Annotated in this window: 18 protein-coding genes; 11 read left to right on the forward strand and 7 right to left on the reverse strand. The window is 37.3% G+C overall.

The features are described from left to right. Positions 1–213: 213 nt before the first annotated feature. A complete protein-coding gene (locus A9G03_RS01525) occupies positions 214–855 on the forward strand; it encodes a hypothetical protein (protein ID WP_141671578.1) in 642 nt (213 codons plus the stop codon). A 6-nt stretch (positions 856–861) separates the two neighbouring features. Here the strand turns inward: A9G03_RS01525 and glnB are convergent, their stop codons facing one another. Both glnB and A9G03_RS01535 read right to left on the reverse strand, forming a co-directional pair. Next, entirely contained in the window at positions 862–1,200 is a 339-nt protein-coding gene (gene glnB / locus A9G03_RS01530; protein ID WP_025314493.1) for a nitrogen regulatory protein P-II, read from the reverse strand. 2 nt (positions 1,201–1,202) lie between these two features. Beyond that, the gene (locus A9G03_RS01535; protein ID WP_065798240.1) at positions 1,203–2,831 is read right to left on the reverse strand and encodes an NAD+ synthase; all 1,629 of its coding nucleotides are present in this window, start codon (positions 2,829–2,831) and stop codon (positions 1,203–1,205) included. A gap of 120 nt (positions 2,832–2,951) precedes the next feature. Here A9G03_RS01535 and aroB point away from each other — a divergent pair, with 120 nt between their 5' ends. Continuing rightward, positions 2,952–4,031 carry a 3-dehydroquinate synthase gene (gene aroB / locus A9G03_RS01540; protein ID WP_065798241.1) on the forward strand — a complete coding sequence of 360 codons (1,080 nt, stop codon included), beginning with the start codon at positions 2,952–2,954 and terminating at the stop codon, positions 4,029–4,031. A 97-nt stretch (positions 4,032–4,128) separates the two neighbouring features. On the opposite strand, the gene A9G03_RS01545 is transcribed toward aroB, so the two are convergent. Genes A9G03_RS01545 through A9G03_RS01555 form a run of 3 tightly spaced genes read right to left on the reverse strand, consistent with a single transcriptional unit; the run spans position 4,129 to position 8,418 of the window. Continuing rightward, positions 4,129–5,355 (reverse strand): L-lactate MFS transporter, encoded by a 1,227-nt coding sequence (locus A9G03_RS01545; RefSeq protein WP_065798235.1) that lies wholly within the window; start codon positions 5,353–5,355, stop codon positions 4,129–4,131. Next, positions 5,339–7,795 carry a flavocytochrome c gene (locus tag A9G03_RS01550; RefSeq protein WP_065798236.1) on the reverse strand — a complete coding sequence of 819 codons (2,457 nt, stop codon included), beginning with the start codon at positions 7,793–7,795 and terminating at the stop codon, positions 5,339–5,341. The genes A9G03_RS01545 and A9G03_RS01550 overlap by 17 nt, the downstream gene beginning before the upstream one ends. Then, positions 7,792–8,418 (reverse strand): NADPH-dependent FMN reductase, encoded by a 627-nt coding sequence (locus A9G03_RS01555; RefSeq protein WP_065798237.1) that lies wholly within the window; start codon positions 8,416–8,418, stop codon positions 7,792–7,794. Before A9G03_RS01555 ends, A9G03_RS01550 begins: the two co-directional genes overlap by 4 nt. Positions 8,419–8,660: 242 nt before the next feature. On the opposite strand from A9G03_RS01555, the gene A9G03_RS01560 reads away from it, so the two are divergent. Further along, complete coding sequence (locus tag A9G03_RS01560) at positions 8,661–9,587, forward strand: LysR family transcriptional regulator (protein ID WP_065634957.1); 927 nt, start codon at positions 8,661–8,663, stop codon at positions 9,585–9,587. A 51-nt stretch (positions 9,588–9,638) separates the two neighbouring features. Here A9G03_RS01560 and A9G03_RS01565 read toward each other — a convergent pair whose 3' ends face one another. Then, positions 9,639–10,559 (reverse strand): FAD:protein FMN transferase, encoded by a 921-nt coding sequence (locus tag A9G03_RS01565; protein WP_065634958.1) that lies wholly within the window; start codon positions 10,557–10,559, stop codon positions 9,639–9,641. A 318-nt stretch (positions 10,560–10,877) separates the two neighbouring features. Between A9G03_RS01565 and A9G03_RS01570 the strand changes: the two genes are divergently transcribed. Beyond that, entirely contained in the window at positions 10,878–11,963 is a 1,086-nt protein-coding gene (locus tag A9G03_RS01570; RefSeq protein WP_065798238.1) for a 3-deoxy-7-phosphoheptulonate synthase, read from the forward strand. A 51-nt stretch (positions 11,964–12,014) separates the two neighbouring features. Here the strand turns inward: A9G03_RS01570 and purL are convergent, their stop codons facing one another. Further along, positions 12,015–15,917 carry a phosphoribosylformylglycinamidine synthase gene (gene purL / locus A9G03_RS01575; RefSeq protein WP_065798239.1) on the reverse strand — a complete coding sequence of 1,301 codons (3,903 nt, stop codon included), beginning with the start codon at positions 15,915–15,917 and terminating at the stop codon, positions 12,015–12,017. Between the two features lie 286 nt (positions 15,918–16,203). On the opposite strand from purL, the gene A9G03_RS01580 reads away from it, so the two are divergent. The 7 genes from A9G03_RS01580 to A9G03_RS01610 all read left to right on the forward strand — a co-directional run. Further along, on the forward strand, positions 16,204–18,879 hold the full coding sequence (locus A9G03_RS01580; protein ID WP_082209378.1) for a type VI secretion system Vgr family protein: 2,676 nt from the start codon (positions 16,204–16,206) through the stop codon (positions 18,877–18,879). A 10-nt stretch (positions 18,880–18,889) separates the two neighbouring features. Further along, positions 18,890–19,888 (forward strand): hypothetical protein, encoded by a 999-nt coding sequence (locus tag A9G03_RS01585; RefSeq protein ID WP_065634382.1) that lies wholly within the window; start codon positions 18,890–18,892, stop codon positions 19,886–19,888. Beyond that, positions 19,888–21,051: a sel1 repeat family protein gene (locus tag A9G03_RS01590; RefSeq protein WP_065634381.1), complete on the forward strand. Its 1,164-nt coding sequence runs from the start codon at positions 19,888–19,890 to the stop codon at positions 21,049–21,051. The genes A9G03_RS01585 and A9G03_RS01590 overlap by 1 nt, the downstream gene beginning before the upstream one ends. A gap of 66 nt (positions 21,052–21,117) precedes the next feature. After that, positions 21,118–22,269, forward strand: coding sequence for a sel1 repeat family protein (locus A9G03_RS01595; RefSeq protein WP_141671553.1), 1,152 nt, complete (start codon positions 21,118–21,120; stop codon positions 22,267–22,269). Between the two features lie 209 nt (positions 22,270–22,478). Beyond that, entirely contained in the window at positions 22,479–23,210 is a 732-nt protein-coding gene (locus tag A9G03_RS01600) for a DUF2931 family protein (RefSeq protein WP_065634379.1), read from the forward strand. Positions 23,211–23,338: 128 nt separating this feature from the next. After that, positions 23,339–24,070 (forward strand): DUF2931 family protein, encoded by a 732-nt coding sequence (locus A9G03_RS01605; protein WP_065634378.1) that lies wholly within the window; start codon positions 23,339–23,341, stop codon positions 24,068–24,070. A 128-nt stretch (positions 24,071–24,198) separates the two neighbouring features. Beyond that, positions 24,199–24,420, forward strand: a 222-nt coding sequence (locus A9G03_RS01610) for a DUF2931 family protein (RefSeq protein WP_141671552.1), incomplete at its 3' end; no start/stop codon positions are given.

Consider the following 24,420-nt stretch of genomic DNA (forward strand, 5'->3'; position numbering starts at 1 on the left):
CATTTTGGGATCAGTCTTCCATAAATAAAGATAAATAAGATTATTGCTTGATAAAATATATAATTATATTGTTAGATTTATTGAATACTGCTAATAAAGGTTAAGTATTCATCAATCTTAATAATTCTTTAAAAAAGAAAAGAGGTATTAACATTGTTATTATTCTTTAAAAATTATACAATCAAGGCAACTTAACTTAATGATTTTTATTTTTTGTCAATTCCAACCAACATGATCAAAAGCGTTATTACAGTAATACTTATATTTTGTTCTTTTGTCGCATCAGCCGATAAATTACCATTAATAGATTCGTTATCTCTCTGTAATACAAATTTTTTTAAAGCTATATATGATAATAAAGATGAGTTACTAAAAGTAACAAATGTCAATGTAATCGATAGTGATCAAGCCTTTATTCCCGTTGAAAATCGCACTGACACAAATAAAAATTATGTTTATTTTAAAACCCCTATCCACTATAAAAATCTGACAATTAAAGGTTATTATGATAGTGCGATGGATTTAGGCAAAATAGGTAAATATTATTTTTGGGGTTTTATTATTGATAACGATATAAACCAAATAAAAGAGACATTAAATTTCATCAATTGGAAAAATATGGAAGATGACTTACTTTACATCGCCAATCCAATGATTCGCAACATTAATGATGATGTTCATGTATGGAAAGAAAACACCGGTACTGTAGTTGGTGTAAAAACAATTCCAGCACCGGATACAACAGAAAAATTACTCTTAATTGAAAAAGGCACTAATATGAATCTGCTTATTTGTTCTATGCAGGGCATTGTGACTAATGAATTACTCAAACAAGAGCGACCTGACATTAAATAATCTCAATTAAATTGCAGAATCATCCATTTCGCCAGTACGAATACGAATAACTTGTTCTACATTATAGACAAAAATTTTACCGTCACCAATTTTGCCTGTTTGCGCTGTTTTCATAATGGTTTCAATGCACATTTCTAAAATATCATCTGATACAACCAGTTCGATTTTTACTTTGGGTAAAAAGTCCACCATGTATTCAGCGCCACGATAAAGCTCTGTATGACCTTTTTGACGACCAAAGCCTTTAACCTCAGTCACAGTCATTCCCGTAATACCTTGATCAGCAAGTGCCTCACGAATATCATCTAGTTTAAATGGTTTGATGATAGCTTCTATTTTTTTCATATCTATTTGCCCTTAATTGCCGATGGCCAATTGTTAAATCCAAAAGCAGAAGTAATTGGATAGCGTCTGCCTTTTCCAAAGTTGCGTGTTGTAATTTTAGGACCGACAGCTGATTGACGTCTTTTATATTCATTTATATCAACCAATTTAATTACCTGTCTTATGGTTTGTTCTTCATATCCTTGTGACTTAAGTTGCAAAACGGTAAGATCTTGCTCAACATAACCTTTTAATATACCATCCAAAATTTCATATGGCGGTAAACTGTCTTCATCTTTCTGATCGGGTGCAAGCTCGGCTGAAGGTGGACGAGTAATGACTCTGTCAGGGATAACATAAGAACGTGTATTGCGGAATTTAGATAATGCAAACACCATCGTTTTAGGTACATCTTTAAGTACGTCAAACCCACCTGCCATATCACCATAAAGCGTTGCATAGCCAACCGACATTTCACTTTTATTGCCAGTAGTTAAAACCAGTCTTCGACGTTTGTTAGAAAGTGCCATTAAAATAACACCTCGACAACGTGCTTGCAGATTTTCTTCAGTGGTATCTTTTTGTGTTCCTGCAAATAAAGGAGTTAATGAAGACATAAACGCATCAAACATTGGTTCAATCGAGATAATATCAAATTCAACACCTAATATTTCAGCCTCTTCTTTAGCATCAGCAATACTAATATCGGCCGTATATCGAAATGGCATCATAACGGCTTGTACTTTATCTTTACCAAGTGCATCAACAGCAATAGCAAGCGTCAAAGCAGAATCGATCCCACCAGATAGTCCCAATACCGCCCCTTGAAAACCATTTTTAGTAATATAATCACGAGTTGCCAATACCAATGCATCATATACCGATGCTAATTGGGATTGTTCTGTTATCTCAACTCGTTGAGATGGGTCATTAGAAGAAAACTCAAAAAAGGTGACTTGCTCTTGAAAGGATTTCAATTGGCAAATAATATCGCCATGCTCATTACAAACAAAAGAATCACCGTCAAATACCAGCTCATCTTGCCCACCTATTTGATTAACATAAATAATCGGTAATTGTGTACGAACAGCATGTGCTTTAATTAAATCTTGTCGTTGTTTTTGTTTTTGATAATCATAAGGTGAAGCATTGATAGTGATGACAAAATCAGCTTGTGCTTGTTTGATATCATCAATAGGTTGATTTTGCCAAAGATCTTCACAAATTAATAAGCCTATTTTTTGACCTTTAAATTGCACTACACAAGTTTGTGTTCCAGCAGTAAAGTAACGTTTTTCATCAAATACATCATAATTAGGAAGCAACTGTTTATGATAACTTGATAACAATTTTCCTTCGGCAAAAAACGAAAGTGAGTTATAAATTTTATCACCTTGCCAATCTGGATGACCAACAATCACTGCACATTTTGTGCTAGCTTGTTGGATATTTGATAATGCTTTTTGGCAGCGTTGTTTAAAATCTGAACGAAAGATAAGATCTTCCGGTGGATAACCGCATAACGCTAATTCTGAAAAGATAATAAGATCATAAGATGCATGGCTATTGATTATTTCAATAATTTTTTGAGCATTGCCTTCTATATCGCCCACGCGCCAATTTTTTTGTGCTAAAACAAGAGATATTGACATATTAAATTTAATATTACTAAACAAAATTGGCAATAAGTTTAAATGATTCTAAGTTGCACTGCTACTTTTTTATCGCTAACATGCAACAATAAATTAGCTTTGACTTGTCCGGGTATTATTATGCAAAAAATTTTAAATGTGGCGCTAGCAAAACGTAGTTATCCTATTACTATCGGCGAAAATCTTCTAACTCAATTTAAACATTTCAAACTCCAACCTGGTCAACGTGTATTAATCGCAACCAATGACACCATCGCCCCACTATATTTACAAACTTTAACTGATATGCTTGAAGGCAACGGTATAAAAACTGATTCTGTGATTGTGCCTGATGGTGAACAATATAAAACCATGGAAACATGGAATAAAATTCTTACCGCTTTGCTTGCCAATAATCATACCCGCAATTCCATACTAATTGCATTAGGTGGTGGCGTCATTGGTGATGTCGCTGGATTTGCTGCTTCAGCGTATCAACGAGGAATTAAGTTTATACAGGTGCCAACAACATTACTTTCGCAGGTAGATTCGTCTGTTGGTGGGAAAACCGCCATTAATCACCCTCTTGGTAAAAATATGATTGGTGCATTTTATCAACCTCAATCAGTGGTTATCGATCTCAATTGTTTAAAAACGCTACCGCAGCGTGAATTATCAGCAGGTCTGGCTGAAGTCATTAAATATGGCATTATTATGGATGCTGATTTTTTTAATTGGTTAGAATTGCACATTGACCAGTTACTTAAATTAGATGTCGAAGCACTCAGTTATTGCATTTATCGCTGCTGCGAACTTAAAGCACAGGTAGTTGCGGCCGATGAAACCGAACAAGATATGCGCGCGATTTTAAATCTTGGTCATACTTATGGTCATGCCATCGAGGCAGAATTAGGTTATGGTAATTGGTTACATGGTGAAGCTGTCAGTGTCGGTATGTTAATGGCTGCTCAAACAGCTAAACTGTTGGGTAAATTTACCACCGCTGATATTGATCGTATTAAAACACTGCTTATTAGAGCAAAACTTCCAGTTACTCGACCATCTCAAATGACGAGTGATGCTTATATTCCACACATGTTACGCGATAAAAAAGTTTTATCAGGCAAACTCAGACTTGTTATTCCGACACAAATTGGACAAGTTGAAGTGCTTGATGGCATTGATAAAAACATCGTTCTTGAATCGATAGAGCGAACTTAATAATGTATGTAATACTGTATTGTTAGATTGATAATTAAATGAATCAAAATAAGGAGCGCAGAAATCTGGCTCCTTCAGCTTAAATGCGAACTTATTATTAATTGTTCGATTGTCTTTGTTTAGTAAATTTATAAATCATGTTTAACGCTAAGCCAACAAAAGCTACAGCGATTGCAATATAAAATGCATAGGTATAACTGCCATTATTATTGACAAGGATATCCGCAGTTAACTTTGGTGCAAAAAATGCCGCTGAAGAATACCCCACAAAAATAATACCATAGTTAACACCTTGGTGAATCGGTCCATAATTTTCCATGACCATTGGCGGGAACACGCCCATCACACCACCAAAGCATAAACCAAGCGCGATAATTCCTATTGCAAATCCGGCTTGTGTTGGAATAAATAAAAATGCCATAAAAGCCAAAATAATTACCGAAAAGATAATATCCAATGTTCGATTACGACCAAGTTTATCCGATACCGTTCCCCAAACAACTCGCCCAGCACAATTACTTAATGAATATAAACTCACATAAAATGCTGCTGCCACAGAAGATAGCCCAAACATGTTTTGCCCAATACTTGATGCATTTGAAGCTATCATCAACCCAGAAAATGCACCAGTACCTAACATAAAAAATATGAGGTAAAAATATGGCGTTTGTAGCATTTGTTGCCAATTTTTGTTAACAACAGGCGCATTTTGTTGGCTGTGTGCTTGAGTCCAACCTTGTGGTTGATAATTAGCAGGTGCTACCTTAATAAAGAAACTAGCAACAATAACCACAGCTATATAGGTGCAACCTAGAATTTGGAAAGCATATAACACATCAAAGCGTTCAATCAAATGGTTACCGATTGGTGCTGATATAATTGCAGCGCCCCCCATACCTGCTGTAATAATACCTGAAGCAAGACCTTTTTTATCAGGAAATAATTTAATGGTATTACTTAAACAGCCCGAATAAGCAAGCCCTTGACCAAAGCCACTTAATAAGCCATAGGTCACATAAAGCATTAGCGGACTTGTCACATACCCCGTCAGAAAAAAGCCTAGTCCAAACAGCAAACCACCTAAAACACTAGACCATTTAGCTAATCCTCTATCCGTTAAAAAGCCACCTAAAATCATAGGAATGGGGCCGACAGCTGAATTGATAGCAAACGCTGTCATCACCTCTGACATACTCCAATTTTTAGCGGCACTTAAAGGACCTGCAAAAACACTAAAAGCATAAATCGCACCAGTACAAAGCAATATTGATGTTGATGCTATGAGCACAAGCCATCGATTGAGATTTCTAGTTTGTTGTTCCATGCCCAGACTCCGTTCTTGACTTGATATCTTTCAAAGCAGTTTTCCCTGCAATTCGTCCAAAGGTAAAAATATCGGTTAGTGAATTACCACCCAATCTATTACCCGCATGGATACCACCTGCTACTTCTCCTGCTGCATATAAGCCAGAAATTTTTTGTCCTGATTTATCCAAAACATGGGTTTGTGTATCGATTTTTAGTCCACCCATTGTATGATGCACCGCTGGTTTTCTTGGTGTTGCATAAAATGGAGCAACTTCTACTTTCAAATCAAAAACATCTTTACCAAATTCAGGATCATACCCAGCATCAGCATACGCATTATAGTTGGCAATAGTTTGTTTAAAAATATCAGCATCCATTCCCAATTTTTCGGCTAATTCTTCTAAAGTGTCTGCACAAAATAGTGTGCCAGCCGCAATTTGCTTATCAATTTTTTCTTGTGATGTGTTGTAAGCTGTCTTTTTGATTTCTTCATCAGCTATTAAATAAAATAATCCACCATTATCAATAGCAGCTTGTGTAAGTTTATCTCGGCTGCCATATTCATTAACAAATCGTTTTCCTTGCTTGTTAACCATGATGAAATTTTGTGGTGGAACTTGTAACCCACTAAATAATGCCCCAGTCTCTGGATCAGAAACAGGCATCATTTGTGAAAAGCCCATACCAACCAGATCTGCACCAACACTTTGCCCTAACAAAATACCATCACCAGTAATTGCTGGAGAATTAGAGGTTTTAATATTGTCGTCAATTTCAGTCCAATAAGTGTTGTATTCTTTGAGCATTTTGGTATTAGCACCAAAACCACCCGATGCCAAAATGACAGCATCTGCTTTAACGGTAACTTTTTTACCATTTAAACCTTGTCCAATTACCCCAGACACATGCCCTTCTTCAACAATTAACGATTTAACAGCCGTATCGGTTATAATAATTCCACCCTTATCTTCTACATATTTTTGCAATGCAGAAACATAAGCATAACCTTCACTTTTTAACGGTTTATGACCTCGACGCCATAAAGCCCCTACTGGCATAGTGACATCATGTTTATCAAATTCAACACCAATATTTTCAAGCCATTTAACCGATTCTAGCGCCTCATCAGTTAAGATTTTAACCAGATCATATTGTCCATAAATCACATTTCCTAATTGGTCAGTACGCTTACCGCCAAGATAGGTTTGAATACGATGAAGTAGTGCCGAATCAAATAGGTAACCGGTTTTACCTTTATTTTCTGATAAATAATCATTAATTTGCTGTTTTAAGCTTCTAAAATCTTGCAAATATTCAGGATCAATCACCGACTCATCAATTGCTACTATTTCAGATAAAGTATGGCTTTCGCCCGCGATAGCATCGAAAGTATTTTGCCATTTAGGATTGGCGGCATTCATTGGCCCACCTGTACGGACAGTATTACCACCAACTGCTGGAAATTTTTCAACAACAACAACGCGCTTGCCTTCTTGTAAAATACTTGCCGCGGCTGATAATCCTGCACCACCAGCACCAACCACAACGACATCTGTTACATATTGCGCATCGCTATTATCAAGCGCGCTTGGTGCTTTTGGTCTTTTTCTTAATACATCAGGATTAGCACCTGCCATTTTAATGGCTTTTGCCACACCATCAATAACACCATTACTTGTAACCGATGCACCAGATATCAAATCGACATTCAGTGTCTGACCTTCAAGGATTTGAGATGGAATACGTTTAAACACAACGTCAGCAATACCTTCTGACTCGCCTTCGGTATCAATATCAATCGATTCAATGCGGTCAGTTGATAAAGTAACAACCATAGGTAAATCGCCATTATGACCCGGTGCTGTTACACAATATTTACCAGGTTCATACGAGATTTCTTCCGGTACATTAAGTAAATTGACAACTTGAGTAAATCGCAAAAAACGTAAAAAACAGCTTTCTAAAAAATCGACTGTTCTTTCTGATTTAAGATTACCTTGCTCATCAAAAGCTTGATGGGCTCGACCCAGTAAAAATTCAGAGCCCGGCATAACTGTTGCATTAACCCCTGGCGCATCAAGGATTTGACGCAAATGTAATTGTGCTCGAGAGGAGCCTTGTACATCATAAGATGCACCAACAATCATCACTGGTTTACCATCAAACGGATGCAAATTAAATGATAACCATTCAATGATACTTTTTAAGGCCGATGGAATTGAGTGATTATGCTCTGGCGTGGCAAGAATAACACCATCTGCTTGAATAATTTTATTATTAAAATTCTGAATGATAGGACTATTAGATTGGTCATCTGACTCATTAAACATTGGAACGTCAGTCAACTCTAATATTTCAATTTCGGCTTTATGACTAAAATGTTTTTGCATAAATTGCAATAACATACGGTTATAAGATTCTTGAGCATTTGTTCCTACTATACCAATAAATTTCATAACGATGCTCCTTCTTCTGCGGCCTGTTTCCAACTAAATTTCTTATTTTGATCTGTATTAATTTTGGCTGTTTTGAGTAATTGATTAGTAATGGATACAAATAATAAAAATTCATCAAAGCATTCATCTAACTCTTTAACTTTATCAGCATAAACAAGATTACCTTGATCATCAAAAGCCTGTAACGACTGCCCTAATAAAAACTCCGAGCTTGGCATAATTCGTGCTTTTAATTCTGGCGCATCCAAAATTTGGCGTAAATGAGCCTGAGCCCTTGATGAACCCAACATACCATGTGAAGCACCGACAATCATTACACATTTATTAATCAGAGGGCGGGTAGTATAAGACAACCACTCAATAACACTTTTCAAAGCAGCGGTAATGGAATGATCATATTCGGGAGTAGCAATAATCACACCATCTGCGGCTAGTATTTTATCCGATAGCTCTTTTACTGCTGCTGGCGGAGTTTTATCCTTAGGTTCATTAAATGCTGGTAATGATTTAATTTCACAGACCTCAATTTCTGCTTTCTCGGCAAAATGCGTTCGCATAAAATGCAGTAATTTTCTATTAGTAGAACGATCAGAATTCGTTCCGACTATAGCAACAAATTTCACTTTAAAACCTCACTTAGTACCTTGCGGCACAATTTTGTTAATATTTAATTTTCGTAATACAAATTCTTTAGCTAATCACACAAAATGGTAGAATAAGTTCTTGTTATATTAATTATGTTATTTGTTGTGCAATATGATTTGTTATCTAGTGTAAAATAGAAAAAAATATTTGTGAAATAGCTGATTAATTATGGAGTTATAACTAATTTGTTATAACCTTAAAAAGGATGAGAACAAGCGGAATGGCTAAAATTAATTCACTAATAATGCTGCAATATATTGATGTTTTAGTTAAGCATGGTAATTATACCAAAGCAGCACAAAACCTTTATATCTCGCAATCTTACCTAACTCAAACCATAAAAAAAATTGAAAATGAACTAGGCATTGAAATCATCAATCGACAAACCGTCCCATTACAGTTAACCGAAGCAGGAAAAATTTATTATGAATACCTCACATCGTTAGTCAACAAACAGGAACAGTTTAGAAAAAAAATCCAAAAATATACTGATACTAACTACACCGCAATTCAAATCGGTGTATTACCAAGCTTAGGAACCTACTTATTACCCCTAGTTTTACCTGCTTTTATGCAAAAATATCCCAATATTAAAATCGAATTACATGAATATATGCCCAAAAATAGTGAAGAAAAAACCATTAACCAAACTCTCGATTTTTTTATTGGGCAAAATCCTGAAACAATATCCCCTAACTTAATTAGTCATAAATGTGGTAAACATCATTATTATGCACTTATACCAGAAAGCTCTAAACTCTATCGAAAAAAAACAAATAATATTGAATGTAATCATTCTTTTATAAAAAAACTATTGCAAGAAAAGCTTATTCTAACGTCTCACGGCTCAGGTATTCGACAACAAATTGAATACCTCATTACAAAATATAAGATTAAACCGAATATCGTAATTGAAAGCAGTAATATTTTTACCCTTGTCGAATTAGCGAAAAAAGGAATGGGAGTGACGTTTATTCCTGAAAGCGTCAGTATCTGCGGAAAAACGGGTGATTTAGCATATAATTTGATCCCCTTACCTTTAGAATTCATCTCGTTAAGTTATTTCATTGCATATTCAGCCAATAAAATGCTTAGCGTTGCTGAAAAAGAATTCATCAACCTTTTCGTCTCTTCTTTTAATAAATAATGCAAAGATGAAAACAAAACGAGTGTTCACGCGGTAACATCATATAAATATCTAGATCAATAAACCATTAGAACCAGCATATTCATGATTTTTGGTGATAACTATCCCTTCGATATGGTCAATTTTATTTATTTGCTTAATCACCTGTTCAGCAGAATAACCATATAATTGTGTAGTCCATATTTCGCCATCTATGGCATGCTCAGTCACAATAGTAATACTTTCAATATCGGTTTCAACAGGATAACCTGTTTGACTATCAAAAATATGATGATAGGTTTTACCATTATAGTTAAATGTTCTTTCATAAATACCAGAAGTCACCACTGATTGATTTTGAATCTTCAAAACAGTAATAACATTACCTCTGCTCAAAAAGGGATTTTGGATGCCTACTCGCCAATACCCATCATCATGAAAAGGACAATTCCCAAATGTTAATACATTTCCACCTAAATCAATATACGCTGCGTGAGCATTTTGTTGTTTAAAAAATTCAATAACTTTATCAGCAAAATAACCTTTGGCTAACGCACCTAAATCGATTGCCATTCCAGAATGCTTTAACAACACGGATAAATTATCTTCATCTAAAAGAATATCATTAGGGTTAATGAGTGTTAAAAGCTGATTGATTTCTGAAACAGAAGGATATCTAGCATCACTAAAACCAACCCGCCACGCTTGAATAAGTGGTCCTATTGCAATATTTAAAAAACTATTTTTTATTAAACTCTGAGTTTTACCTATTTTTATTAATCTAAAAAGATCAGATTGCAGTTTTACGGGTTTAATACCCGCATTAAGATTAACTTGCATTAATTGAGAATCTAAGCGATTAGCACTAAAGCGCTGTTCGTAGTCGATTAACATCTTTTGAGCTTGATTCAATAAGTGTTCAACCTCATCATGTTCTAGCCATATTTGAATCTTTGTGCCCATCAAATTAAGCAAGCGCTTACCTTGGTTCATTTTGCTTTATTCCTAAAATTGATATCTTAATACCTTACAATGATAAAATAGGAAAATCTAGCCATCACCAAAGACTCGTTAATAATAAATCATTTCAAACATGCGAAATGTAAAAATTTCATTACAGCAAAGTGTAAAGTAGCTTTTCTGGTATAGAAAAAATCAAAAAAACCTCGATTACACCAACATTAAATTATTATCTTTGTAAAATTCACAAAATATCATTTACTATGATGTAATTTTGTGTTTACATATTAACCGTTAATTGTAATATTTTTTTTACAAAAGAGTTTAAATGATTTTAACTAGGAAAATACAATGTTAAAAGACACACTGAATAATGTTCGAATTCGAGATGAACACATGCTAATTACACCTGATGAAATAAAAAAACTTTATCCATTATCAAGTGAGTTAGAAAAGCAAATTAGTTTATCTAGACAAACTGTCGTTGATATTTTAGAACGCCGCGATCACCGGCTACTTGTTGTTTGTGGCCCTTGCTCAATTCATGATACCGATGCTGCAATTGAGTATGCTCATCGATTAAAAAAACTTTCAGATGAAGTAAAAGATAATCTATTTATTGTGATGCGTGTTTATTTTGAAAAACCAAGAACCACCGTTGGTTGGAAAGGCATGATTAACGATCCACATATGGATAGTTCATTTGATATTGAATATGGTCTAAAAAAAGCACGAAAATTATTACTGGATATCGCACAAATTGGCTTGCCAATGGCAACAGAAGCATTAGATCCTAACACGCCACAGTATATCGGTGATTTAATTAGTTGGTCTGCTATCGGCGCTAGAACCACTGAATCACAAACACATCGAGAAATGGCTTCTGGATTATCGATGCCAGTTGGTTTTAAAAATGGAACAGATGGCAGTTTAGATGTTGCAATCAATGCGATGAAATCAGCGTCTATGGCACATCGTTTTGTTGGTATCAATCAACAAGGGCAAGTTACTGTCCTACAGACAATGGGCAATCCACACGGACATGTTATTTTACGTGGTGGAAAAACACCAAACTATGATGCTCAAAACGTATCATTATGTGAAATTCAAATGAAAAAAGCTGGTTTAGTACCAAATTTAATGATTGATTGTAGCCATGCTAATTCCAATAAAGATTATCGTAATCAACCAATTGTAGCTAATTCAATTATTGAGCAAATTGAGCACGGTAACAATTCAATTATTGGGGTTATGATTGAAAGTAACTTATTTGAAGGTAATCAATCGTCAGAACAACCAAAAGAAAACTTTAAATATGGTGTATCGGTTACTGATGCTTGTATTAATTGGGACAGCACTGATGAGTTATTACGAAAAATGAATAGCTTGTTAGCTGAGCCTTTATTAAAAAGACAACAACAATCAATAACCGCTTAATTGGTTGAAAATACATTATCGCCGACTTTTATCGGCGATAAATTTTTTATTTTAACCTAATTGCCGACGAGCGTTACGGAATATCCGCATCCATGGGCTATCTTCCCCCCAATTATTAGGGTGCCATGAATTACTTACCGTTCTAAATACCCGCTCTGGATGCGGCATCATAATTGTTGCGCGTCCATCTTTAGATGTCACAGCAGTAATACCATTAGGTGAACCATTTGGATTAGCCGGATATTGCTGCGTAACTTGACCAAAATGGTCAATATAACGCACAGCAACAAGTTTCGCTGCCTCTAGAGCAGTTAGATGATTTTCGTCATTAACTTCAACCTGTCCTTCCCCATGTGAAACTGCAATTGGCATATGACAACCCGCCATATCAGTAAAGAATAAAGAAGGGCTTTGCTGAATCTGCACTAAACTAAAGCGTGCTTCAAAGCGTTCTGATAAATTACGCACAAAACGTGGCCATAATTCAGCACCTGGAATCAAATCTTTTAAATTAGACATCATTTGACAACCATTACAGACACCAAGTGATAGCGTATCATTACGATTAAAAAACTGTTCAAACTCATGACGAACGCGCTCATTAAAAAGCACTGATTTAGCCCAGCCTTCACCGGCCCCTAACACATCACCATATGAGAAGCCACCACAAGCAACGACGGCTTTAAATTGATCTAAACGGGTGTCACCAGCAAGTAAATCGGTCATATGCACATCGATAGCAGCAAAACCAGCCCGATCAAACGCGGCAGCCATCTCGACATGTGAATTTACACCTTGTTCACGTAAAATAGCGACTTTAGGTTTTATACCTTTGGCTATAAATGGGGCTGCTATATCTTGCTGTGGATCGAATGTTAATAACACATTTAAGCCCGGATCGTTTTCATTTTGTTTTGCCAGATGTTCTTGATCGGCACATAGCGGATTATCACGTAAGCGTTGCATCTGCCAAGTGGTTTCTGCCCACCATGTTCTTAACGTTAAACGTGACTCACTAAAAACGACTGCTGATTGATTTCGAATAATAAACTGCTGCCCAACTTTAGCACTACCAAGCACTTGCACGCAGTGAGATAAATTAAATTGCTTAAAGCACTCCATTACCTGATCTAAGTGACTATTTGCAATTTGAATAACAGCACCTAATTCCTCATTAAACAGCGCGGCAATCACATCATGACCTAACATCGAAATATCAACATCTATGCCACAATGTCCAGCAAAAGCCATCTCAGCCAAGGTAACCACTAAGCCGCCATCTGAACGATCATGATAGGCAAGCAATAAATTTTGATTCACTAGCATTTGCATAGCTTGATAAAAACCAGCCAACGCTTTAGCATCATGAACATCTGCCGTTTTTTGACCTAAATGGCGATAGACTTGAGCAAGGGCTGTCGCACCAAGGGCCTGATGACCTTTTGATAAATCGATAAACAATAGCGTATTATCTTGATCTACACAAAGTTGAGGTGTAACAGTTTTGCGAACATCTTCAACCCGAGCAAATGCCGAAATCACCAATGATAACGGTGAAGTTACCGATCTTTGTTGACCATCTTGTTGCCAAGTGGTTTTCATTGACATGGAATCTTTTCCTACAGGAATAGCAAGTCCTAAAGCCGGGCATAACTCTTCACCAATAGCTTTCACAGCTTGATAAAGTCCTGCATCTTCGCCTGGGTGACCGGCAGCGGCCATCCAGTTAGCCGAAAGTTTAATTCGTTTGATATCGCCAATATTCGTTGCTGCAATATTAGTAATCGCTTCACCAACAGCTAACCTTGCTGAGGCTGCAAAGTTGAGTAATGCAACAGGCGCACGTTCACCAATTGACATTGCTTCACCATAATAACTATCTAAACTCGCTGTGGTAACAGCACAATCAGCCACCGGCACTTGCCATGGACCGACCATTTGATCACGCGCTACCATACCGGTGACAGTTCGATCGCCGATAGTGATTAAAAATGTTTTTTCAGCAACTGTTGGTAAATGTAACACACGTTTTACCGCATCATATAAATTAATGTCAGAGGTTGAAAAATTATCACCATGAGCTTGATAGGTTTTTACATCGCGTAACATTTTCGGTGTTTTACCTAAAAGAACATCTAAAGGTAGATCAATGGGATTATTGTTAAAGTGATTATCATGCAAAACCAACGCTTTATTTAGCGTTGCACTACCAATTACAGCATAAGGTGCACGTTCTCGCTGACACAATTTATCAAAGAGCACCAAACTTTCAGGGCGAATAGCTAGCACATAACGTTCTTGTGATTCATTACACCAAATTTCTAACGGTGACATGCCTGGCTCATCGTTTAAGATATTTCTCAATTCAAATTGACCACCACAACCACCATCATTAACAAGCTCCGGCATGGCATTAGATAACCCACCCGCCCCAACATCATGAATAAATAAAATAGGGTTGTCATCGCCTAGTTGCCAACAGCGATCTATCACTTCCTGACAACGACGCTCCATTTCAGGGTTATCACGTTGTACTGAAGCAAAATCTAGATCAGCATCAGATTGACCGGATGTCATTGAGGATGCAGCTCCGCCACCTAATCCGATATTCATGGCAGGTCCACCTAAAACAATCAATTTAGAACCTACCGGGAATTCACCTTTTTGAATATGTTCGCGGCGAATATTTCCTATTCCTCCCGCAAGCATAATAGGTTTATGGTAACCTCTAACTTCTTCACCATTGTAACTATTTACCTTTTCTTCATAAGTACGAAAATAGCCCAATAAAGCAGGACGACCAAATTCATTATTAAAAGCCGCCCCCCCTAAAGGCCCGTCGATCATAATATCAAGCGCACTCACGATACGATCAGGCTTACCAAAATCATATTCCCAAGGTTGAACAAAATCTGGTATACGTAAATTTGATACTGAAAAACCAACTAATCCTGCTTTTGGTTTGGCACCGCGCCCTGTTGCACCCTCATCTCGAATTTCACCACCACTACCGGTTGCCGCTCCAGGCCAAGGTGATATCGCTGTTGGGTGATTATGCGTTTCAACTTTCATTAAAATATCTGCATATTCTTGAGAATAGCTATAGGTTTTATTTTCGTTATCAGCAAAAAAACGTCCAACCATAGAGCCATCCATCACCGCTGCATTATCTTTATAAGCCGAGGAGACATAATCAGGTGTGCTTTCAAACGTATTTTTGATCATTTTAAATAGCGATTTAGGCTGTTTTTTGCCATCTATAACCCAATCAGCATTAAAAATTTTATGTCGACAATGTTCAGAATTCGCTTGTGCAAACATATAAAGTTCAATATCGGTTGGATTACGATTTAACTTTTTAAAATTTTCGATTAAATATTCAATTTCATCCGATGCTAATGCTAAACCTAATTTAAGATTGGCTTGCTCTAAAGCTTGTCGCCCCTGCCCTAGCAAATCAATGGTAACAACAGGCGCGGGTTGTTCAGTTTTAAATAGTTGATCAGCTTGATCAAAACTCGTTAATACCGACTCCATCATCCGATCATGTATTAATGCTGCAAACTCATTTTTTTCGATTTCGGTTAACGCCGAACTCACTTGCACATAATAGGCAATACCTCGCTCAATGCGATGGATGTGCGATAGACCACAATTATGTGCAATATCAGTTGCTTTTGATGACCATGGCGAAATGGTACCGGCTCGAGGCGTAACTAAAAAGAGTAATTTACTGTCTTTATTTTGAATATCGATTTGGGCATTTTTAGAACCATATTGCAACAAACTTTCGAGCGTAGATTGTTGATCCGCTGTCAAATCACCAAATAAGTCAATAAAGTGAATATATTGTGCTTCTAAGTTAATAACAGGAATCGATGTTTCACGGCAAGTTGATAAGATTTTACTAATACGAAATGCAGATAGAGCAGAACAACCAGCTAAGATTTTCATGTAAGTTACTCTTTTTAAGCCAAAAATAAGTAAAAATAGAGCAATATTATAAAAGAAAGTAACCCAAGTGGCTATCTTAAATAGTGTATAAAATTTTTTTTGTTGGTTAAACCAACTAGCCTTTCATCATAAAAAACACGAAATAAAATGCAATTATTCAACTATTTCAAACTAAAAACAATTTTACTAAATGGCAATATCTGTTATGCTCTTGATGAAAAAAACTACAACCAATAATTTATAAAATGTTAGTACGTTGATTAACTTGAAATAAAAGGATATTACTATGCCTAAGGCGCTCAGCAACCTAATTAGCACATTAGGTGAAAAAGCTGGCATTAACAACATGTTATCAGATGTTAGCCATAATCGTTACACATTAACAATAGAAGCCTTAGGCTCAGCAATATCGGTATTAGATGTAAGCAGTGATGAAACCCTTAACCAGCCCTGGCATTATCGCATTTCCTTTACAAGTTCAGATAAACACCTCACACTTGACTCGGTTTTAAATCAAAAAGCCGCATTTATTTTTCACCCGGCGAATAATTTCGATATTGTCTCAAAGGTAACGCAAACGCTTAATACCTTAAGTGCTTTTGCTCCGCTTGAATCGTCGTTGACCGACCTGTTATCGTCAGGCGATTCACGCATTGTATACGGGGTGATTACTGAGTTTAGTCAGTTATCGGTCAATAAAGAGCAAGCGCATTATCAGGTGGTATTGTCCTCGGTGCTGGCAAAGCTGGCACTCAGTCATAACAGTGCTATTTTTCAGAATTTGAGTGTGGTGGGCGTTGTTGAAGAGGTGCTGCGTGGGCATGGTTTTACCGGCATTGACTACCGTTTAGAATTAAAAGACCGTTATCCGGTCCGGGAGCTTATCACCCAATGGCAGGAGAGTGACCTGACCTTTATTCAACGAATTTTAGCCGATGTGGGGATATGGTTTCGTTTTGAAACGCATGCTGAGCACAATTGTGATGTTATGGTCTTAAGTGATTACGAACAAGGTTATCAGCAGGCAAAGGATATCGACTACAAACTACCGAGTGGCACTTTAGATGCAGGCGTTGACAGTGTGTGGGATATGGGTTTACACAGTCAGATGGTTGAAGCGTCAGTTCAGGTGCAGGATTATAATTACCGGGATGCAGGCAGCAATTTACAAACGGAAGTGAACAGTCAGCCGACAAACGGGACGACGTATGGCACGAATTACCGTTATGAAGAGCACTATAAAGGATTGAATGATAATGGCACTGATAACACCGGTCGTGATAGCGATACAGCCAACCGTTTTGCGGCAGGAGAGCAAAATGGTAACCGCGAAGGTAACCAGGATAACAGCATTGAAAGTGGGACATGGTATGCGCGTATTCGTCATGAACAGGCAATCAGTAGTCAGGTAATCATCAGCGGTAAAAGTAACCGCTGTCAGCTGGTGCCGGGTCAACGTATTCGCATAACAGGTAACCCGTTAGCCGATACGCAAGAGGGGTTTATCATTATAAGTGTGGCTGGGCACGGTAACCGCACGGATGCTTATGAAGTGGCATTTACCGCCATCCCGTATCAGGTATTAAAACCCTACCGCCCTAAACCGATAGCATGGCCACAAATCAGCGGCACCTTACCGGCACGGGTGACCAGTCCGGATAATGACACCTATGGTTATATTGACACTCAGGGACGGTATCGGGTTAAGTTTAACTTTGACCTGAAAAGCTGGAACAGCGGTGAAGAGAGCTTATGGGTCAGACTGGCAAAACCGTATGCCGGTAGCCGTTATGGTTTTCACTTTCCGCTTATTGACGGTACGGAGGTGGCGATAGCCTTTACTAACGGTAACCCTGACCGCCCTTATATTGCTTATGCGATGCATGACAGTGCCCACCCTGACCATGTTGCAACGGCCAACAAACATCGCAATGTGATTCGCACGGCGACCAACAATAAACTGCGGATGGATGATAAACGCGGTCAGGAGCACATCAAGTTAGCCACTGAATACGGAAAAACCCAGCTTAATATTGGTCACTTAGTTAACCAGAATAAAGAGCAGCGAGGTGAAGGGTTTGAACTACGCACTGATGAATGGGGCGCCTTAGCGGCGGCAAAAGGGTTATATCTGACCACCCAAACCGAGCCAAAAGCGCAGGGCAAACAGCTGGATATGCAAGGCGCGATTACTCAGTTAGAAAACGCCTTATCGATAGCTAAATCCCTGCAAAATGCGGCTAAACAATCGGAAGCACACAGTGCTGATACGGACAGTCAAAATCAGCTCAAGGCAAACTTAACTGAACTGGCGCAAAGTGGCATTTTAGCTTATGCACAGGAGGGCATTGCGTTAACCAGTCCTGAAAACATCCAGCTATCCACGAGTAGCAGTATTTCCTTAACCAGTGAAAACCAGACTGATATTACCGCCTTAAAAACCATCACCTTGTCTGGTGGTGAATCAATGGGGTTATTTGCTCACAAATCGGGGATGAAAGTCTTTGCTAACCAGGGTGATATAAACCTGCAAGCGCAAAATGCCAACCTGAATATGGCCGCCAAGCAGGATATTAAAATTGACAGTGTTGATGGTGAGCTGACAATCACAGCCAGTCAAAAAATCACCTTAATTTGTGGAGGCTCTTATATCAAAATCAGTGAAGAGGGGATTGAACTCGGTACAGCTGGTAATGTGTATATAAAAAGCAATGCCTTGCAAAAAATGGGAGCAAAAACAATAGCACCTAATCCATTAGCACTACCGTATATTATTGGTGATTATGCAGTTAAATTTATCTGTAAAGATGAAACCGGAAAAATTTATGCCAATGAACGTTACATTGCTACGCTACCTGATGGTAGAAAGATACAAGGGCAAACCGATAAAAATGGGTATACACAACCATTCCACTCTACCAATGAAAATGAAACAATTACACTGGAATTAATTAGTAGGTAAGTTAATCAATATGCCAAATGAAAACACGCAAAAATGTAAAATTTTTACAGCTCAAACAAGTAAACTTGAAAATGGCGAGGTTGCCACTGAGGAAGTGATATTAAAAAACGTACCAACACCTCTTTTTATATTATTTTCTTTTAGTGGTGATGGAAAAACGGCCTTTTTTAAAGCGGCAAAATTTAAAGAACAACAATTAAAACTTAAATACCCCGATGCAGAAGTTAGAATCATAGAAGGTTTTGAGTATCCATTACAATTCAAAGCGGAATGGACAAAACTATATAATGAATTAACTAACTCAGAAACGGCTTGTAAATATGCTTTGTGGCAAGTTCATTATTTTGGTCATGGCAATGAAAGTTTCCTGGCTTTTACTGGTAGAGGTAAAATACATTTTGACTTTTATGATAAAATGGAACGTCTACCATGGCATCCAAATGAAGGCATTTTTGTTTTACACTCCTGTCGAGGTGCCGCTTATGAAGATACGCTAGATGAAGAAGAAATAGAAAATCAAATTTGCTTAGCTAATACCATTTCAAAGCAACAAAAAACACGCTGTTTAGGGCAAGTTACTTTTGGAAGCTTTACAACTAATTCACAACAGTTTGCAGAAAATTGGGAATTGAATACAAATGGCATTTATATGCCAAATATACCAAAATCTTATCTAACTAATGAAGATATTCAAAAAATATATGGTTATCGTCCTAATCGATATTACAATGCAGTAGCTCTTTATATGGCTGATTCTGTTTTGTGGGGATATGCTTTACTGACAGGCGATACAAAAGATAGGATATTAAGTTTAAAAGAGAATTATGAAAAAAATAAAAAAATTAAAGCATCTACTACATTACCTAAGTTATATCCTATTTACCAAGAAATTAAAAAATTATCCGAAAAAAATCAAATTCTACCTTGCCGAGTATTTAATAAAGGTCAGTTAGAAGCGCGCATTGTTGAGGTGGATGTGTTTAATCAAAATGATTTGGAATATATTTAATGAGTTTTACTGCCAAAAAAAACAAATCAATACGGAAAAAATTAATCATTTTTGTCATTATTTTGGGTCTTATTATCAGTATTGGCTTTATATATTTAAATACTGATAATTTAAAAAAACGAAACTATGAACTTAATCAACCGGAAAATTTAATTATGGACTTTACCATTTACCCGTCAACTATTCCCGAAAATGAATTATTACGTATAGACGAAGCTAAAAAGCTGTATGAATCAGCCTTTGACGATAGCATATTTTATGGTGTGGTTAATCCTGACCAATTGATAAAATTTCTTAAACATGCCTGGCAATGGGATAAAAATGCTATGCCATATTATTACTCTCTCCTCAGTTGGCAAAAACTCTTTAATAAAGGTTACAAAGAAGATGGGATGATCTCATTTACAGAATTTATGCGCAAATATCGGGATCAGTTAGTGGATAGTGCTGGTAAACCGTTAGTCGAACCTGAGGTGTTTAAAAGTGAGCAAATACAGTGGTATTTATGGGATAAGTTTGCCGATTTAAAATATCCCTATTTTGCATATAAAAATGGTTACATAATAGGTACTTGTGGGTATGATGAACAAGGTATGGCGCGCCCCTGTCCTGATGAGCAATTAGAAAAAAGTATTGAGTATTTTAATTATGCCATTGAGGGTGGCTATCATTGCTACGAATATTTAATAGCCCGTATGTTATTTCAACATGGGCGTCAATATAAAGATCAGAAATATGAGCAACTGACTAAACTAACCGAATACCGCAAGGCATTAAAATCAGATGATTTAAAACTGGCCATAGATTATGCGCAGTTAATGGCCGAGCATAGCTCAATTATTGGCATATTGCGCATGACTGAAGCCTATTTCTATGGATTAGGTCGAGAGCAAGATCTGGTTAAAGCTTATGCCTGGTCGCTGTTAAGTGATTATGCAAAACAAAAAATCACTGAGATAGACAATAATTTAGCGTGGGATGCTCATCAACTACCACCTGTTTGGGAATATAATAAAGAAATCCAACAACGTTTAGAACAAATGCTTACTCCAACCGGAAAACAAGCGGCATTAGATTATTTGGAAATACTGAAAACCAAAGTTATAACTTGGAATTATAATCTGTGGCGCAATCAAATAGATGATTTTCATCCTAAACCGTAATTTATTTAACTATATTGTAGTGAGTAAAATTTAAGGTTGAATAATAGTGATTAATCTGGATAGCGTGTGAAGAATAGCAAATTGAAACGTTCAAAGTTCAAAATAGTCATGCTAGTGATGATTATGGTTATTAGCCTTTATCAATTATATTTTAATCAATCATCCGATAGTCAAGTCAATGTTGGTTTTGTTGAATCCGAAAATTTAATTATGGACTTTACCATTTACCCTTCAACTATTCCCGAAAATGAATTATTACGTATAGACGAAGCTAAAAAGCTGTATGACTCAGCCTTTGACGATGGCGTATTTTATGGTGTGGTTAATCCTGAACAATTGATAAAATTTCTTAAACATGCCTGGCAATGGGATAAAAATGCCATGCCATATTATTACTCTCTCCTTAGTTGGCAGGAACTCTTTAATGATGGTTACAAAGATGATGGGATGATCTCATTTACAGAATTTATGCGCAAATATCGGGATCAGTTAGTGGATAGTGCTGGTAAACCGTTGGTTGAACCTGACGTATTTAAAAGTGAGCAAATACAGTGGTATTTATGGGATAAGTTTGCCGATTTAAAATATCCGTATTTTGCATATAAAAAGGGGTGGGGAATGGGTTTTTGTTGGTATGATGAACAAGGTATGGCGCGCCCCTGTCCTGATGAGCAATTAGAAAAAAGTATTGTGTATTTAAATTATGCCCTTGAAGGTGGCTATCATTGCTACGAAGATTTGATAGCTCGAATGTTATTTCAACAAGGTGACCATTATCAGGATGAAAAGTATAAACAAATAATTAAATTAACCGAATACCGCAGATCATTAAAATCAGATGATTTAAAACTAGCCATAGATTATGCCCAGCTAATGGCCGAGCATAGCTCAATTATTGGCATATTGCGCATGACTGAAGCCTATTTCTATGGATTAGGTCGAGAGCAAGATCCGATTAAAGCTTATGCCTGGTCGCTGTTAAGTGATTATGCAAAACAAAAAATTATCGAGATAGGCAACAATTTAGCGTGGGATGCAGAGCAATTACCACCGGTTTGGGAATATAACAAGCAAATCCAACAACGTTTGGAACAAATGCTTACCCCAACCGGAAAACAGGCGGCATTAGATTATTTGGAAATACTGAAAACCAAAGTGATCACTTGGAATTATAATCTGTGGCGCAAACAAATAGATGATTTTCATCCTAAACCTTAGTTTGATTAAATATATTACCATACATTAAACTAAAAGGTGTTTGGATTGAAAAAATACTGGTCAAATAGTGAAAATCAGCTGGCCGGCAAAAAGTGAAAAAGAGTACGCCAAAACACGTTTACTGCAAGTGCACCAACCGCACCTTAACCAACAGGGTGATTGGCAACGGCTCATTCACCCCGATCACTAACATAGAAGGACTGCTGCTTATGTTGAAACGCATTATTACCGTCATCAGTTTAGTAATACTTATTACCGGTTGCCATACTTCACGTATCACTAACCGAGTTGACCCCAATTTACCTAAAAAACCTTACGCTGAATGGCGTATTGGTGGTCGTTATCCACTCTACTTTCAATCAACAGTTTTTTCAACCATGGTAAAAACCCAATCCAATAAATATAAAATTATTAATATCGCTGCTGGGGGTAATTACAGTCGGGATCCGGGTAAATGGAATACACGTTTTGGTATCAATGACCTGCCTGTGTATTCTGATTTACCGGAAGAATTTTATATTTGCTGGTCCTCTTTTGCCGATCAAACCTTTTATCGTACTAAATTAGTGGTGCCATTGTGGGCACGGCAAGAAATGGTAACGCCACATCATTACTATTCTGAAGCCTACGATCAAAATGAGATTGGTTATAATGACACGGTTATTATTGGTTTTGCCCCGGGTGGCAGTGTGACCGGTTGGCTCATAGGCGTTGCTCACCCTGATGCACAGTCAATAGAGTTTGGTAAAGGGGTCACCGAACGGATACCGCAAGGATCTGATGTGTGTCCCAATCCTTACCCTAACGGAAAAATAACTGAAATTACTCCCGAAGCTAAAGCGTGGTTAAAAAAACACGGCATGCCTAAAGCATGGCAAGAAAAGTACAATAACGTCACCATGGGACAATACCTGAAACTAAAAAATCCACCCAATTTTTAGGCTATGAGCAACGAGTCAGGGAAAACAATGGCTGATTTGCTGATCAATTGGGCATAAACTCGTTGCCAACTAAAGCGATTGGCAACGGCTCATTCACCCCGATCACTAACATAGAAGGACTGCTGCTTATGTTGAAACGCATTATTACCGTCATCAGTTTAGTAATACTTATTACCGGTTGCCATACCTCACGTAACACTAACCGAGTTGACCCCAATTTACCCAAAAAACCTTACGCTGAATGGCGTATTGGTGGTCGTTATCCACTCTACTTTCAATCAACAGTTTTTTCAACCATGGTAAAAACCCAATCCAATAAATATAAAATTATTAATATCGCTGCTGGGGGTAATTACAGTCGGGATCCGGGTAAATGGAATACACGTTTTGGTATCAATGACCTGCCTGTGTATTCTGATTTACCGGAAGAATTTTATATTTGCTGGTCCTCTTTTGCCGATCAAACCTTTTATCGTACTAAATTAGTGGTGCCATTGTGGGCACGGCAAGAAATGGTAACGCCACATCATTACTATTCTGAAGCCTACGATCAAAATGAGATTGGTTATAATGACACGGTTATTATTGGTTTTGCCCCGGGTGGCAGTGTGACCGGTTGGCTCATAGGCGTTGCTCACCCTGATGCACAGTCAATAGAGTTTGGTAAAGGGGTCACCGAACGGATACCGCAAGGATCTGATGTGTGTCCCAATCCTTACCCTAACGGAAAAATAACTGAAATTACTCCCGAAGCTAAAGCGTGGTTAAAAAAACACGGCATGCCTAAAGCATGGCAAGAAAAGTACAATAACGTCACCATGGGACAATACCTGAAACTAAAAAATCCACCCAATTTTTAGGCTATGAGCAACGAGTCAGGGAAAACAATGGCTGATTTGCTGATCAATTGGGCATAAACTCGTTGCCAACTAAAGCGATTGGCAACGGCTCATTCACCCCGATCACTAACATAGAAGGACTGCTGCTTATGTTGAAACGCATTATTACCGTCATCAGTTTAGTAATACTTATTACCGGTTGCCATACCTCACGTAACACTAACCGAGTTGACCCCAATTTACCCAAAAAACCTTACGCTGAATGGCGTATTGGTGGTCGTTATCCACTCTACTTTCAATCAACAGTTTTTTCAACCATGGTAAAAACCCAATCCAATAAATATAAAATTATTAATATCGCTGCTGGGGGT

Source organism: Gilliamella sp. wkB171 (assembly GCF_001693755.1).
Taxonomy (GTDB): Bacteria; Pseudomonadota; Gammaproteobacteria; order Enterobacterales; family Orbaceae; genus Gilliamella; species Gilliamella apicola_F.